Source organism: Burkholderia sp. MSHR3999 (assembly GCF_000833595.1).
In the GTDB taxonomy this organism is placed as follows: Bacteria; Pseudomonadota; Gammaproteobacteria; order Burkholderiales; family Burkholderiaceae; genus Burkholderia; species Burkholderia ubonensis.
The window spans coordinates 46684-61505 of sequence record NZ_JRFO01000005.1 but is presented as its reverse complement, the minus strand read 5'-3'; the positions used below and the strand labels follow the sequence as shown (position 1 = coordinate 61505).

Sequence of the window (14822 nt, the reverse complement as noted above, 5' to 3'; positions counted from 1 at the left end):
GCATAGAAGAGGTCACTTCGACGTGAGTACATACTCACATTCATCGATACGTATAAAGCTATGGGAACGAATCGAAGGGAAACGCCGTTTTTCTGTCGACAGGTTCCCGTCTATGGTGCGCTGTGTCGTCAGCCAACGGAGACACTTCGACGTTCGCCCGAGGCTACCAGCCCAGTATTCCCGCAGCTGACGCTACGCACAGTAGCTGCTGTGTCGATGTCCTGTGGCAATGCGATGGGTTCCATGAGACGTCGCACCCGGCAACCTGATGAAACTGGGTGATCGGTGGATAAAGCTGCATGAGCAAGTTCACGCACAACGGATCTGCGAGAAGGTCACCGCAAATTTCCACCTTTGCATCTCCGACATCCATTCTCGACACGTCCACCAATCAGCCGGGCAATACGGCCCAACGTGAACACGAACGCACGTCCGTGACTCACCACAGGCGATCCCGCACGCAGCTCCCGAAAATCCTCACCATTCCTGCGCTCCATGGACGCTCACGAATGTCGCGATCCGGACAAACAGGCCGGACGAGCAATCGTCCCAAAGCTTTGGGTGGTCGTTTATGGGAAGACGTCAATCGAGGGAACGTGACCGCGATCAACGATGCCGTCACACCATGACGATGCACCATGCTGCGGTTTCCATATCGCCACTGGCGCAGCGACGCAGTTATGATTCACAGGCCCCGATCGACGTATCAGCGTTTCGATCGCAGGGGGATATCTCGACGCACTTCAATCTGTAATCAATCAGAAGAAGGAGTTCACTGATGCGTATCCAAACCAGAAGGCTCACGCTCGTCGCTGCCGCTGCGGCGCTCCTCATCGGCGGCGCGGCACCGTCGTATGCGCAGGCGCCGGCCAGCGAACCCGCGGCGCAGGCGCAGGATGCCAAGGCGGCGAAGGCGCAGGCACGCAAGGAAGCTCGCGCGAAACACAAGGCCGAGCGCAAGGCCGCGCGCGCGAAGAACAATGCCGAGCTGAAGAAACTCGAAGACGCGGGATACAAGCCCGCGGCCAATGATCCGAATTATCCGCAGAACCTGCAGGACGCAGAGAAGAAGGCAGGGGCCGCTGCCGGCGCGAGCCAGTAAGCATTCTCCGGGCGCGCGCGCCGTGCGATGACGGCACGGTGCGCCGCTTGCCCTCGCCATGCGAAGTGAAAGCGTGACTCCGCCCGCGCATGGCCGAGCGTCATCTCTGCGTCAGGCGTCGCGCAGAGCCGACGCGCCGCCCGCCAGTTTCAGCCAATCCATGAAAGCGCGCACCGCGCCGTCTTGCGCGCGCGCCGCGGCCACATAGATGAAATAGCGCCACGGCGGCAGCACGGGCGCGTCGAACGGCTGCACGAGCCGGCCTTCGGCGATATCGTCCGCGACGAGCGCGATCGGGCCCATCGCGATGCCGAGCCCGTCGAGCGCACCCTGCAGCGTCAGGTAGAAGTGCTCGAGCGTGAGTGAATGCCGCGGCACGAGATGCGGGTGCCCGGCCGCCGCGAGCCATTCCGGCCACATGCCCGGATAGGTCGCCGAATGCAGCAGCGTGAAGTGCTCGAGATCCGCGGGTTGCCTCAGCGGCCGTCCGTCGAGAAGCCGCGGCGCACACACGGGCAGCCGCACCTCGGAAAGAAACTCCTCGGCCACGTAGCCTTCGATCGTCTGCGGGCCGCCGCGAATGATCACGTCCACGACGTCGCGAAGCTTGTCGATCGGCTCGTTCGACGTCGACAGCCGCACCTCGATGTGCGGATGGGCGACCTGGAACGACGACAGCCTCGGCACCAGCCAGCGCAGCGAGAAGGTCGCCGGCGCGCTGACGCGCAGCACCCCATGGCGTCCTCGCTGAAGCTGCTGCGCGGTGGCGAGCGCGATGCGGTCGAACGACGCGCCGACTTCAGCCAGGTAGACCCGTCCGGCCTCCGTCAGCTCGACCCGCCGGTTGTACCGCTCGAACAGCGCCTGCCCCAGCCAGGCCTCCAGTTGCTGGACGTGCCGGCTGATCGCGCCATGCGTGACGCACAGCTCGTCGGCGGCCAGCGTGAAACTGCCGAGCCGGGCGGCGGCTTCGAACGCCCGCAGCGAATTCAGGGGAGGAAGGGTTCGGCGCATTGCATCCGTTCGTGTGAGTTTATGTCACGCAGTATCTCAGGTTTAATCGTTTGATCGTCAAGTACCACTGCCGCCAATATGCGATGCGGGCGGCTCGCGGAGACCGCCAGGTGTCGAAATTTCTCACATGGAGATCGAAGCATGCCGAATGTGGTGGTGGTGGGCGCGCAGTGGGGCGACGAGGGCAAGGGGCGTCTGGTGGACTGGCTCGCGGGGCAGGCCGACATCGTCGCGCGGTACAACGGCGGCCACAACGCGGGACATACGCTGGTCGTCGACGGGAAGACCTACAAGCTTGCGCTGTTGCCGAGCGGGCTGGTGCGCGGCAAGCCGGGCGTGATCGGCAACGGAGTCGCGCTCGACCCGGAAGCGCTGCTCGCCGAGATCGCGCGCATGGCGGAGCTCGGGGTCGCGGTGACGCCGGACAACCTGTCGATCGCCGAGAACGCCACGCTGGTCCTGCCGATTCACCGGGCCGTCGATCGTGCACAGGAGCAATTGCGCCGCGAACCGATCGGCACGACGCTGCGCGGGATCGGCCCCGCCTATGAAGACAAGGTCGGCCGCCGGGGGCTGCGGGTCTGCGATCTGGCCGATCCGGACGGACTCGCTCACAAGCTCGACGCGCTGCTCGATCATCACAATGCGTGGTTTCGTGGCCTGGGCCTCGACTCGTGGTCACGCGACGCGATGCTGCCGATGCTCGCCGACCTCGCGCCCAAGGTGCTGCCGTTCGTGCGGCCGGTGTGGGCCGACCTCAACGACGCGCACGACCAGGGCAGGAAGATCCTGTTCGAAGGCTCGCAAGCCGTGATGCTGGACATCGACTGGGGCACGTATCCGTTCGTGACCTCGTCGGGCACGGTCGCGTCGGCGGCGGCCGCCGGCACCGGTCTCGGCGCATCGAAGCTCGGTCATGTGCTGGGCGTGACCAAGGCCTATGCGACCCGCGTCGGCGGCGGGCCATTCGTCACGGAGCTTGCCGACGAGGCCGGCGAGCGGCTGCGGGAGCGCGGGCGCGAGTACGGCGTCAATACCGGCCGGCCGCGCCGCTGCGGGTGGCTCGACGCGGTCCAGCTGCGCCAGGCCGTCAAGGTGTCCGGCATCGATTCGCTGGCGCTGACCAAGCTCGACGTGCTGGACGGTTTCGACGTGATCCGGCTCGGCGTCGGCTACGAGCTCGACGGAAAGCGCATCGATCATCTGCCCGCGAGCCTCGCTGCGCTGGCCCGCGCGAAGCCGGTCTACGAGCAGTTCGACGGGTGGGCCGGCACGGTCGCCGGAAAACGGCGGCTCGGCGACCTGCCGCAAGCGGCGCGCCGCTTCGTCGAACGCGTCGAGGCGATCGCGGGCGTGCCGGTTTCGCTGATCACGACCGGGCCGGAACGCGACGACACCATCGTGTTGCGGAGTCCGTTCGAGTCGTCCGCGCACGCATAGCACGCCGCTGGCAACCCGGTCGCCCACGCCGATAGCCCACGCCGGTCGCACCGTCAGGAGTCCGGCCGAGCGGGCGTGTGACTACATCGGTGATGCGTCGTCCGGAAGCGTCGGCTTGACCACCGCGGTCGGGATCATGCCGAACTGGACACGCCCTTACCGCTCCTGTACTGTTCCGCACCATTCGTGCCGTAGCGGAAAGCGCACGCGTGTGCGTGCGTGGATGTCCCGCTTCGGAGCGACGCCGTCGGAAGCGTGCGCAGCAACGCTCGCGCTGCGGCGATACAGGCACGGTCCCGGCCTCGCGCATCGCGACGCGCCCGGGCCGCATGGCGCGAGACGATCTCATTCCCGGGGGCTTGTCGATGGACACGCTGCAGATGATGCGCATTTTTGTCCGCGTCGCGGAGGAAGGCAGCTTCACGAGTGCTGCCCAGCGCCTGGACATCACGACCGCCTATGCATCGCGTTCGGTTGCGCAACTGGAGACGCATCTGCGCACGCGCCTCCTCAATCGCAGCACGCGCCGCATCGCGCTCACCGATGCGGGGCAGCGCTATCTGGATCGCTGCCAGCGGGTGCTCGCCTACATCGACGAGGCCGAGGCGGAAGCGGCGGACGCGCAGGCCAAGCCGTCGGGCCGGCTGCACGTGCACGCGACGACGAGCTTCGGCCAGGCGTACGTGGTGCCGGCAGTCGTGCGCTACCGCGAGCGCTATCCGTCGGTGGCGGTCGAGCTGACGCTGTCGCAGCATGTGCCCGACATCATCGACGAAGGCTACGACGTGTCGCTGCAATTGAGCACGACGGAGCTGCCCGATTCCGGGCTCGTGTCGCAGCGGCTCGGCACCGTGCACAGCGTGCTGTGCGCGTCGCACGCGTACCTGCGCGAACACGGCACGCCGCAGACGATCAAGGACCTCGAGGCGCATGCCTGCCTGCAGATCGTCACGCCGGTGTTTCCGCGCGACCGCTGGCATCTCGACGGCCCTGACGGCCGAGAGACCTTCGAGCTTCCGTTGCCCGACTTTCAGGTGAATGTTGCCGATGCGCTCGGCGCTGCGCTGCGCGCCGGTCTCGGCATCGGCTCGCTGCCGATGTCGACCGCGGTGCCGGCACTGCGCAGCGGCGCGCTGGTCCGCGTGCTGCCCGAATACCGGCTGCAAAAGCTGACGGTCTACACGCTGTATCCGTCGCGGCAGTACCTCGACGCGAAGATCCGGACGTTCGTCGAGTTCCTGCGGGAATGCGTGCCCGAGATGCTGGCTGCCGACGAGGCGGCGCTGTGCGGTTCCGGTCAGCCTTGAGCCGGCGCGGCGCCGCCGTGACGGCGTCACGCGTGCCTTTGTTGCCGTCATCCGCCGGCCGCATGCGCCCGGCCGGCAGACGACGATCACGCGTATCGCGGCGCGCTTACTTCGGCTCGGTCGTCCACAGCGTGCGGCCGAGGAACGTGAGCGTCCGGTCCCATGCGATCTGCGACCATGCCGGATCGTATTGCGTGCCCGGCAGGCGGCCGGCGCCGACGGCGGTCTCGTTCGCGAACGCGTGATGCGCGAGGTAGCGATGGAACGTGAAGTCGACGTTCGCGGCGCCCAGCTTCTTTTCCAGCGCGTCCACCTGATCGATCGTAAAGAACGCATCCTGCGTCGCCCAGTGGCCCATCACCGGCACCTTGATCTTCGATGCGTCGATGTAGTCGAGCGGGGGCAGGCCGTACCACGCGATGCCGGCCGCCACGTCGGCGTTCTGCAGCGCGAGCAGGGTCAGTGCGCCGCCCATGCAGAAGCCGGTGACGGCGATGCGCGCGGCGCGCGTCTTCAGGTACTGCACCGCGCCGGGAATGTCCTGCGACGCCGCGTCGCCGAAGTCGAGCGCGCTCATCAGATGGTGCGCTTCTTCCGCTTCGACCGTCGATTTCCCGCGGTACAGGTCGGGAACGAGCGCGAAGTACCCGGCCCGCGCGAGCCGGTCCGCGACGCCGCGGATCTGGTCATTCAGGCCCCACCATTCCTGGATGACGACGACCGCGGGCGCGCCGTCGGTCTTTTCCGGCGTAGCCAGATAGCCCTGCAGTTCCTGGCCGTCCGGGCGGCGAAAGGTGATCATGGATCCGGATGCTTGAGACATGAAACCGCTCCTTTTGAAAAAATGCGCATGGGTACCGCTTCAGAACAGCCGGCGAGCGCGGCAGCGACCGGAATCTTCCCGGTGGTCTTCACGACTTCCCCGCGGCCGCTTCGGCCGGCTTCGTACTCGCCGGAATTCTATGCTCAAACGTCCCCGGTCTGCGCTCGTGATGATGGCGGTCGGCCGGCCCGGAACGTGGCCGTCGTCGGGGCGCGAGGTGCGGCCGCCGTGATGGCGCAGACTTTCATCGCTGCGCGCCGACCGGCCAGAATTCAAGCATTCCTGAATATTTCGCGCGGAAACGGCTTTGTATGTCATGACGCCGTTCGTTGCGAACATGCATGGCCGAATGTGAAAACACCACGCCCCCGACGATCGGGGGCGTGGTGTTCCGTCGTTCGACCGCGCTCGCGATGCGCGAGCGACGGGCGGGCTCAATGACCGAAGTAGACCGAGCCGGGGCCGCTCTGCGTGACCGTCACGACGTGGCCCGCGCGAACGCCGGCGGCTGCCTGCGCGCCATAGCCGGTTTCATCGGCGTTGGTGACCCGCGTCTGCGCGGCCTGCAGCGCCTGCGGGTAATGGACGTCGGACGCTTCCGGCTTGTACCCGGCCTGCTCGAGCTGGACCAGTTCCGCGCGAACCTGCGCGCGCGTCGGCGACGGCTGGCTCGATTGGGCGAACGCGCCGTACGACGCGGACAGGGCAGTGGCTGCGACCACGGCGTAGATGAACGATTTCATGTCGACCTCCGGTTGCGTTGATTTCGCGCTTCACTGGTTGTGCTGAGCGGTTGACTGCATCGTAGCGATGGCGATACCGGCCGGAAATACCGATTGCGGCGAAAAATTATTGCAATTGGGTTAACGATCCACGATGGAGTCCGAGCTTTTCGGGGGGATTGTTTGAAAGGCGTGGAATGATCGGGTTGTTACGTGACAAAGTCGGCATCGGCGAGCCGAACATTTCTCGCCGATCCGGCCGCATGCTATCCCGCATCGCCAATGGTTCGGCAAAACGCCTATAATAGTTGGGCAAATTGCCGAGGAGGACCCATGGCAACCATCGCTTTCCATCCGTCCGGCGTCGCGCATCCGCGGCAGGCCGAGTTCGCGATTCTCGAACAGTTGCTGGCAACCCGCGTCCGGTCGGGTGCGGATCTCGCCGAATTGGCGAGCGCGCGCGTCGACGTTGGGGTCATCGACCGGCTGTCGGAGCGCGGGCTCAAGTCGGACGAGCTGGCTTTCATCATTCCGCGCCGGACGTTGAGCCACCGCCGCCAGGCGCATGAGCGCCTGTCTCCCGAAGAGTCCGACAAGGCGATCCGTCTCGCGCGGATCGTCGCGCAGGCGAGCGCCACCTTCGGCGACCCGGACAAGGCGATGGCGTGGTTGCGCAGCGGGCTTCAGCGCTTCGGCGGCCGGACCTCGCTCGACATGGCAAGCACCGAGCACGGCGCGCGGCTCGTCGAAGAGGCGCTCACGCAGATCGACGAAGGGTACTTCGCTTGACGACGCTGTGGCGGATCAGCAATTACGCCGACCTGAAGGGCGTCGGCGGATTGCGTGCGGGCGGCCGCTGGCATTTTGCGGGGCAGCCGGTCGTGTATCTCGCCGAGCATCCGGCGCTGGCGCTGCTCGAGACGCTCGTCCATCTGGAGATCGCCTCCGTCGCGCAACTGCCGAACGGCTACCAACTGCTGCGGGTCGAAGTGCCCGACTCGGTTGCGGTGGCCGAGATCGCCGAGCACGACGCGCCGGCCGACTGGCGGACGAATCCCGACTGGACGAAGGGCGCGGGCACCGAGTGGCTGCAGACGAAGCCGAGCGCGTTGCTGCGCGTGCCGAGCGCGGTCGTGCCGCATGCGCATAACTTCCTGCTCAATCCACTTCACCCGGCCGTCGCCGAGATTCGCGTCGCGGAGATCTTGCAAGCGCCATACGACAGCCGAATCCTGCGGCTGATCCAGCCGAAGCCGCAGGCGTGACCCCGCACGCGCCGCGCGGCTTGCCCGCCGGCTCGCGTGAAACCGGCATCGCATCGGCAGGCCGCTCGGCGACGCGGACGACGTCGCACGCACGGCGCGCATGGCCGTTGGCCGGAACCGAGGGAATGCCATATCCCGTCGCCGCTTGCCGCATGCAGGTGCGGCACTAGAATGTGTAAGAGCAGGTTCCGGGCAGGGGAAGCGATCGTATGCGCTGCGCACATTGCGGATTCGACAACCCCGCCGGGGTCGGCTTCTGCGAGACCTGCGGGGCCGTGTTGACGCGCACCTGCCCGCGCTGCGGCCACGAGTCGGGCGCGTCCGCGAAGTTCTGCAGCGAATGCGGCGCGCCGCTGGCCGATGCGGGTCCGTCGCCGCGTCCTCGGCTGTCCGCCGGGCCTGTCGGTCCGTCCATGGCGCCGATCCATTACACGCCTCAGCACCTCGCCGAGCGCATCCGCGCGGAACAGGCGGCGATGGAAGCGCGCGGCGGAACCGCCGGCGAGCGCAAGACCGTCACCGCGCTGTTCGCGGACATGGCCTGCTCCACCGCGCTGATCCACGACCTCGATCCGGAAGAAGCGCATCGGCTGATCGAGCCGGTCGTCGCGCTGATGATGGAAGCAGTCCACTACTACGAAGGCTACGTCGCGAAATCGCTCGGCGACGGCATCCTCGCGCTGTTCGGCGCGCCGATCGCCCACGAGGATCATCCGCAGCGCGCGCTGTTCGCGGCATTGCGCATGCAGCAGGCGATGCGCCGTCACAGCGACCGGATTCGTCTGGAGAAGGGCATCCCGCTGCAGATCCGCGTCGGCGTGCACACCGGCGAAGTCGTCGTGCGCTCGATCCGCACCGACGACTTGCACACCGACTACGATCCGGTCGGGCACACGATCCACATCGCATCGCGGATGGAGGGCATCGCGACGCCATCGTCGATCCTCGTCAGCGAGTCGACGCACAAGCTGGCCGAAGGCTATTTCGAGTTCAAGGCGCTCGGCGCCACCCAGGTCAAGGGCGTTCCGGAGCCGCTGCCCGTGTACGAGGTGCTGGGGCTCGGCGCGCTGCGCACGCGGCTGCAGCTGGCCGCGCATCGCGGCCTCGCGCGCTTCGTCGGCCGCGACGCCGAACTCGATCACCTGCACGGCGCGTTGCAGCAGGCCGGCGCGGGGTGCGGGCAGGTCGTCGCGGTGGTCGGCGAGGCCGGCGTCGGCAAATCGCGGCTGTTCCACGAGTTCAAGGAGCGCTCGCGGCGCGGCTGCCTCGTGCTGGAAACGTTTTCGGTGTCGCACGGCAAGGCCTTCGCGTATCTGCCGCTGATCGAGCTGCTGAAGAACTATTTCCAGATCACCGCGCAAGACGACGAGCGGCGCTGCCGCGAAAAGGTGATGGGCAAGGCGCTGACGCTCGAGCGCAGCTTCGAGGAACTGGTTCCCTACCTGCTTTATCTGCTGGGCGCCGGCGACGGCGGACCGGCGCTCGCCGAGATGGACCCGCAGATTCGGCGCGAGCGCACCTTCGACGCGATCATCCGGCTGCTGGCGCGCGAGAGCCGTGACCAGCCGGTCGAGCTGCTGTTCGAGGACCTGCAATGGCTCGATCGGGAGACCGAAGCATTTCTCGCCTGCCTGATCGAGCGCGTCGAGCGCACGCGCATCCTGCTGCTCGTGAACTACCGGCCCGAATATCTGCCGGTCTGGGAACGCGCGGCGCATCGCACGCAATTGCGGCTCGAACCGCTGGGCCCGGCCGAGGCCCAGGGGCTGCTCGCCGCGCTGCTCGGCGACGATCCCACCCTCGCGCCCCTCGAGCAACTGATCCTCGAAAACACGGAGGGCAATCCGTTCTTCATGGAGGAAGTGGTCCAGACGCTCGTCGAGGAACACGCGCTGCTCGGCGAGCCGGGGCGCTACCGGATCGAGCGGATTCCGGCCGCGCTGCATATTCCGACGACCGTGCAGGGCGTGCTGGCCGCCCGCATCGACCGGCTCGCGATCGACGAGAAGGAGATGCTGCAGACGCTCGCGGTGATCGGCAAGGAGTTTCCGTTCAGCCTGATCCGCCGCATCTGCGACGGCCAGGCCGCGCGGACGGACGACGATCTGCGCCGTCTGCTGGCACGGCTGGAGGCCGCGGAATTCATTTACGAGCGGCCCGCGTTTCCCGAGGTCGAGTATTCGTTCAAGCATGCGCTGACGCAGGAAGTCGCCGGGCACTCGCTGCTCACCGAGCGGCGCAGCGCGCTGCACGAGCGCACCGCGCAGGCGATCGAGGCGCTGTTCCCGGCCCGCATCGCGGATTTCTGCAGCGAACTCGCGCACCACTACCGGCTGAGCGGCAACGTGCCGAAAGCCGTCGAGTACCTGTACCGCACCGGGCAGCAGGCGCTCCAGCATTCCGCGCAGCCGGACGCGATGCGTCACCTCGGCGCGGCGCTGGAATTGCTCGAGCGCCTGCCCGATACGCCCGAGCGCGCGCATCAGGAACTGACGCTGCGGATCGCGCTGGGACCGGCGTTGATGGCGGTCCGCGGCTACGGCGCGCCGGACGTCGCGGCGAACTACACGCGCGCACTGGCGCTGTGCGAGCAGATCGGCGAGACATCCCAGCTCTTTTTGGTGCAGCTCGGGCTGAGGACGCATTACCACTTGCGCGCGGAGTATGCGACTGCCCGCGAGATCGGCGACCGGATGTTGCGCATGGCGCGTCAGGTGAAGCATCCGGGGCTGCTCGTGGAGGCGCATCTCGCGCTGTCGGCCAGCCTGTTCTTCGAAGGCGAGCTCATGCGCGCCCGGGCTCACGGGGAGCGGGCGCTGGCGTTGCTCGACGCCGAGCCGCGTACCGGGCCCGCGTTCGCCGGCACGATCGATCCGGGCATCCGCAGCCTGAATTTCCTCGCGTGGACCCTGTGGCATCAGGGTTGCGCGGATCAGGCGAACCTGCGCTGCCGGCAGGCGCTCGCACGGGCCCGGCAGGTCGCGCACGTTCCGACGCTGGCGCTGACGCTCGCGTACGCGGCCCAGCTTCGTCAGTTCCGGCGCGAAGCCGACGCGGCGCGCGAGCACGCCGAAGCGCTGATGACGCTCGCGACCGAGCAGGGGCTGCCGTTCTGGCATGCGTGGGGCGCGGTCCTGCGGGGCTGGGCGCTGAGCGAGCAGGGCGACCTCGCGAACGGGATCGCGCAGATGCGCGCGGGCCTCGACGGCTACCGCGCGACCGGCGCCGCGATGGGCTGCACGCACTTCCTCGCGCTGCTCGCGCAGAGCTGCGCACGCGCCGGCGCTCCGGCGGCGGGCCTCGCTGCGATCGACGAAGCGATGGCGCTGGCGGCGCGCACCGGAGAGCGCTGCTACGAAGCGGAGCTGCATCGACTCAAGGCGTCGCTGCTGCTCGGCGCGGCGGGCAGTGCGGATGACGCCGAGGACTGTCTTCGGCGTGCGATCGACGTCGCGCGCCGCCAGCGTGCCCGTTCGTTCGAGCTGCGCGCGGTGCTGAGCCTCGCGCGCGTGTGGCAAGGCCAGGGCCGGACGGCGGACGCGTGGCGGATGGTGTCCGAGGCGTACGGCGGATTTACGGAAGGTTTCGATACGGCCGACTTGCGCGAGGCCGCCGCGCTGCTCGACCAGCTGGCTTCGAACGGCGGGTGAGCCGCACGCGCTGAAGCGCATCGGCGACGCATGCGCGTGCGGCCGGCGCAAACCGGCATCATCACGGGAGACCGAAGATGGCCACGAGGAGCGAAAGGCACGGCGGACGTGACGAACGCAAGCCGGTCGCGCTGGCGTTGCAGGGCGGCGGCATGCACGGCGCGTTCACGTGGGGCGTGCTGGATCGCCTGCTCGAGGACGGCAGGCTGTCCATCGAAGGCGTCAGCGCGACCAGCGCCGGCGCGATGAATGCCGCCGTGCTCGCGCATGGCCTGCTGCGGGGCGGCGAGGCTGCCGCTCGCGGCGCGCTGCACGATTTCTGGCGCGCGGTCGCGGAGTCGGCCGAGCAATACAATCCGCTGCGCTGGATGCCCTGGCTGAAGGGCACGCACAGCTTCGGGCTCGACCACTCGCCGCTGTATGCGTTCGCAGACATGGTGCTGCGGATCTTCTCGCCGTACCAGTTCAATCCGCACAACCTGAACCCGTTGCGCGAGGTGCTGGAGCGGCACGTCGATTTCGACGGGCTGAGGAAGCGCTGCCCGATCGGCCTCTACCTGAGCGCGACCAACGTCGAGACCGGCAAGATACGGATCTTCTCGGGCGACGACGTCTGCGCGGAAGCCGTGCTCGCGTCGGCCTGCGTGCCGACCCTGTTCCAGGCGGTCACGATCGACGGCCAGCACTACTGGGACGGCGGCTACATGGGCAATCCCGCGATCTATCCGCTGATCTACCACTGCGACACGCAGGACGTCGTGATCGTGCACATCAACCCGCTCGTCCGCCCGGGCGTGCCGGTGACGGCGGCGGACATCCTCAACCGCATCAACGAGATCAGCTTCAATTCGTCGCTGATGCGCGAGATGCGCGCGATCGCGTTCGTCACCGAGCTGATCCAGCAAGGCAAGCTCGCCCGCGGCGAGATGAAGGAAATGCGGATTCACTCGATCCGCTCCGACGAAGCGATGTGCGCGCTCAGCGTCTCAAGCAAGTACAACGCGGACTGGGATTTCCTGTGCGGACTGCGCGACAACGGGCGGCGCGAGGCCCACGCATGGCTCGCGGAGAACTACCGGCATGTCGGCGAGCGATCGAGCATCGACATCCGCAAGGAATTTCTTTGAGCGGGCGCGGTGACGCGAGGGAACCGGGATGAGCCAGACACGGGCGCGCTTCGTCGCATTGTGGACCCGCAGCGGCGGCCTCGATGCCGACGCCGTCTATGCGGACCTTGCACGGTGCTATGGCGAAGCGGCGCGTCACTACCACACGCTGCGCCATATCCGCCGCTGCCTGCGCGATCTCGACCGGGCGCGCGGCGTGGTGCCGCATCCCGACAGCGTGGAGCTCGCGCTGTGGTGCCACGACGTGATCTATCGGCCCGGCGCCCGCGACAACGAGGCGCGCAGCGCCGACTGGTTCCGGCACTGGGCGGCGGGGCGCATCGCGGCGGGCGAGCGCATACGCGACATGATCCTGGCGACGCAGCACCACGTCGTGCCGGCGGAGCCGGATGTGCGCTTCGTGGTGGACATCGATCTCGCGGTGCTGGGCGCGACGCGCAGCCGTTTTCGCGAGGACGGGCTGCGGCTGCGCGCCGAGCGCCCGGACCTCGACGATCGCGCGTACGACCGTCAGGTCCGCGCGATTCTCGGCGAGCTGCTGGCGCGCCCGCGGATCTATTACACCGATCTGTTCCACGCGCGCTGCGAAGCGCGCGCGCGCCGCAACCTGACGTGGCGGCTCGGCTTGCCGCCGCCTTGAGACGGTCGGCGCTGGCGGCGCGCCGGTCCCGGTCAGGAATAGTGTTCGATGAACAGGTCGGTGATGGCCTTGACCACGTCGTCGCCGACGTGAAGGGCGGCATCGTCGTCGTTGCCGTAGAAGGGCCCGACATGTCCGCCGAGCCAGCGCACGACCTCGAAGCTCGGCCAGTAGACGACGTCCGGATGCTTCGTGACGAACTCGTGGGCGACGACGCGCAGCGTCGATTTCGAAATGCAGTCCGCCTGCATCGCCGACTTGAATTCGAACGTGGTCTTCAACGGCACCGGGCTCACGGTAATCACGATCTTCACGTTCGGGTTCAACGTGCGCATGTACGATGCGATGTACTCGAGATTCTCCAGGTTCTCCTGCACCGTCGTGGTCCGGAAGTCGTACATTTCCGCGAAGGCGCGCGACGCGAACGTCGAGCTCGACGGCATCACGAACTCGCCGGACTGCCTGTCGAAAAAGGCCGGCGCCACGCCGAGCGTGTAGATGAACACGTTCGCCGCGGCCCAACGCGCCCGCAATCCGTCCGGCGTGATATTCAGGGATGCGAACAGCTCGTCGAGCCGCTCGCGGCTCTGGCCCCGGCACTTGCCCTGCGCCCAGTCGACCATGCTCCGGTTCGCGAAGCTCGAATTGATGTGCTCGACGACTTCGAAGAAGTCGGCCCGATAGCCGCGCTCGATCAAGCGCGTGGCGATCTCGCGCGCGAAGCAGGAGCCGAGCGTGAAGAACCGCGTGTCTGCGCTGACGAAACGCTGCTTCGGCAAATCCTTGAGCAGGGTTGCGCGGATGACGCTTGCGAGATCGCCGCGCATTTCCTTCGTGGTCGGGTATTTCGCGCGGGCGATCGGTGCGCGCCGCTCCCCGGCCGACAGCACCTTGCGCGACAGCGCGAGGTCGTTGCGGTTCGCGATGTTCGGGCTGAGCGACTGCGCCTTGTCCAGCAGCGCGGCGGCTTCGTCCAGGTCGTCATCGGCGCGGATCTGCGAGAGATTCGCGTAATGCCCGGCATTGTCGGGATCGATCCGGATCAGCCAGCGATACGCGAATTCCGCATCGTCCTGCGGGCCGACGTAGCTGGCCGCCGTCGCGAGCATTTCGAGGCAAAGCTTGAGCTGCGGCCATTGCGCCGCGTTCGGCGAATTTTCGACCAGGCCGAGCGCCTGTCTGGCGTGATCGCGCCGCACCGCCCAGCTCTTGTGGAAGCCGGGAATCTGCAGCGCGCGAAAGCAGCCGAGAAAGAAGATCGTGTCCGGATTGTGCGGATTGTGCGACGCGGACCTGTCCAGGAACTTGACCGCGTTGCCGAGATCGCGCGCCTGCCCGTAGAGAATGCCGAGGAGCATGTTGGCTTCCCAGTCCGTCTCGTCGGGTTCGCGCTCCAGCAGCGCGATGGCTTCATGCATGCCGCCCGTCCCGGCGAGGGTTCGCTGGGCGTGTTCCTTCCAACTCGTAATGTCCATGGGGATCCGGTGTCGCTTGGTGTACAAGACTTGTCGGCGGGATAACGGCAGCCCGCGAGTCCAACTTTAGGACGGTGGTCGCACCGCGATGGTTCGCGCCGCGCGCGCCATGCTTAAATAGCGGGGCCGATCTCGACCGGGGCCGGTTTGACTGCGCCGGTTGCCGATGGCGGCCCCGTCCGATCGACATCGTGACGGCAACTGACACGAAAGTGCCGCGCCCGGGCCCCGGCGTGGACCGATAACATTCCGAGAAT

Annotated in this window: 13 protein-coding genes; 9 read left to right on the top strand and 4 right to left on the bottom strand. The window is 67.3% G+C overall.

Features of this window, described 5'->3' with window-relative positions; translation table 11 throughout:
* Window positions 1–299 precede the first annotated feature (299 nt).
* Both KY49_RS37315 and KY49_RS14360 read left to right on the top strand, forming a co-directional pair.
* On the top strand, window positions 300–629 hold the full coding sequence (locus tag KY49_RS37315) for a hypothetical protein (protein WP_156162532.1): 330 nt from the start codon (window positions 300–302) through the stop codon (window positions 627–629).
* Between the two features lie 149 nt (window positions 630–778).
* The gene (locus tag KY49_RS14360) at window positions 779–1102 is read left to right on the top strand and encodes a hypothetical protein (RefSeq protein WP_042585341.1); all 324 of its coding nucleotides are present in this window, start codon (window positions 779–781) and stop codon (window positions 1100–1102) included.
* Window positions 1103–1213: 111 nt separating this feature from the next.
* On the opposite strand, the gene gcvA is transcribed toward KY49_RS14360, so the two are convergent.
* The gene (gene gcvA, locus KY49_RS14355) at window positions 1214–2116 is read right to left on the bottom strand and encodes a transcriptional regulator GcvA (protein WP_042585340.1); all 903 of its coding nucleotides are present in this window, start codon (window positions 2114–2116) and stop codon (window positions 1214–1216) included.
* Between the two features lie 141 nt (window positions 2117–2257).
* Here gcvA and KY49_RS14350 point away from each other — a divergent pair, with 141 nt between their 5' ends.
* Both KY49_RS14350 and KY49_RS14345 read left to right on the top strand, forming a co-directional pair.
* Window positions 2258–3556, top strand: coding sequence for an adenylosuccinate synthase (locus tag KY49_RS14350; protein WP_042585339.1), 1299 nt, complete (start codon window positions 2258–2260; stop codon window positions 3554–3556).
* Window positions 3557–3921: 365 nt separating this feature from the next.
* On the top strand, window positions 3922–4863 hold the full coding sequence (locus tag KY49_RS14345) for a LysR family transcriptional regulator (protein WP_042585338.1): 942 nt from the start codon (window positions 3922–3924) through the stop codon (window positions 4861–4863).
* A gap of 106 nt (window positions 4864–4969) precedes the next feature.
* Here KY49_RS14345 and KY49_RS14340 read toward each other — a convergent pair whose 3' ends face one another.
* Complete coding sequence (locus tag KY49_RS14340; protein ID WP_042585337.1) at window positions 4970–5686, bottom strand: dienelactone hydrolase family protein; 717 nt, start codon at window positions 5684–5686, stop codon at window positions 4970–4972.
* Between the two features lie 434 nt (window positions 5687–6120).
* Complete coding sequence (locus KY49_RS14335; RefSeq protein ID WP_042585336.1) at window positions 6121–6429, bottom strand: DUF4148 domain-containing protein; 309 nt, start codon at window positions 6427–6429, stop codon at window positions 6121–6123.
* Between the two features lie 312 nt (window positions 6430–6741).
* Here KY49_RS14335 and parS point away from each other — a divergent pair, with 312 nt between their 5' ends.
* The 5 genes from parS (at window position 6742) to KY49_RS14310 (ending at window position 13090) form a co-directional block, all read left to right on the top strand.
* Window positions 6742–7197 carry a type II RES/Xre toxin-antitoxin system antitoxin gene (gene parS, locus KY49_RS14330; protein ID WP_042585335.1) on the top strand — a complete coding sequence of 152 codons (456 nt, stop codon included), beginning with the start codon at window positions 6742–6744 and terminating at the stop codon, window positions 7195–7197.
* The gene (locus KY49_RS14325) at window positions 7194–7673 is read left to right on the top strand and encodes an RES family NAD+ phosphorylase (RefSeq protein WP_042585334.1); all 480 of its coding nucleotides are present in this window, start codon (window positions 7194–7196) and stop codon (window positions 7671–7673) included. The genes parS and KY49_RS14325 overlap by 4 nt, the downstream gene beginning before the upstream one ends.
* A gap of 209 nt (window positions 7674–7882) precedes the next feature.
* Window positions 7883–11323: an adenylate/guanylate cyclase domain-containing protein gene (locus tag KY49_RS14320; RefSeq protein ID WP_042585333.1), complete on the top strand. Its 3441-nt coding sequence runs from the start codon at window positions 7883–7885 to the stop codon at window positions 11321–11323.
* Between the two features lie 77 nt (window positions 11324–11400).
* Window positions 11401–12450 (top strand): patatin-like phospholipase family protein, encoded by a 1050-nt coding sequence (locus KY49_RS14315; RefSeq protein ID WP_042585332.1) that lies wholly within the window; start codon window positions 11401–11403, stop codon window positions 12448–12450.
* Window positions 12451–12478: 28 nt separating this feature from the next.
* Window positions 12479–13090, top strand: a complete 612-nt coding sequence (locus KY49_RS14310) for an HD domain-containing protein (RefSeq protein WP_042585331.1) — start codon at window positions 12479–12481, stop codon at window positions 13088–13090.
* 32 nt (window positions 13091–13122) lie between these two features.
* On the opposite strand, the gene KY49_RS14305 is transcribed toward KY49_RS14310, so the two are convergent.
* Entirely contained in the window at window positions 13123–14508 is a 1386-nt protein-coding gene (locus tag KY49_RS14305; RefSeq protein WP_231636421.1) for a GSCFA domain-containing protein, read from the bottom strand.
* Window positions 14509–14822 lie beyond the last annotated feature (314 nt).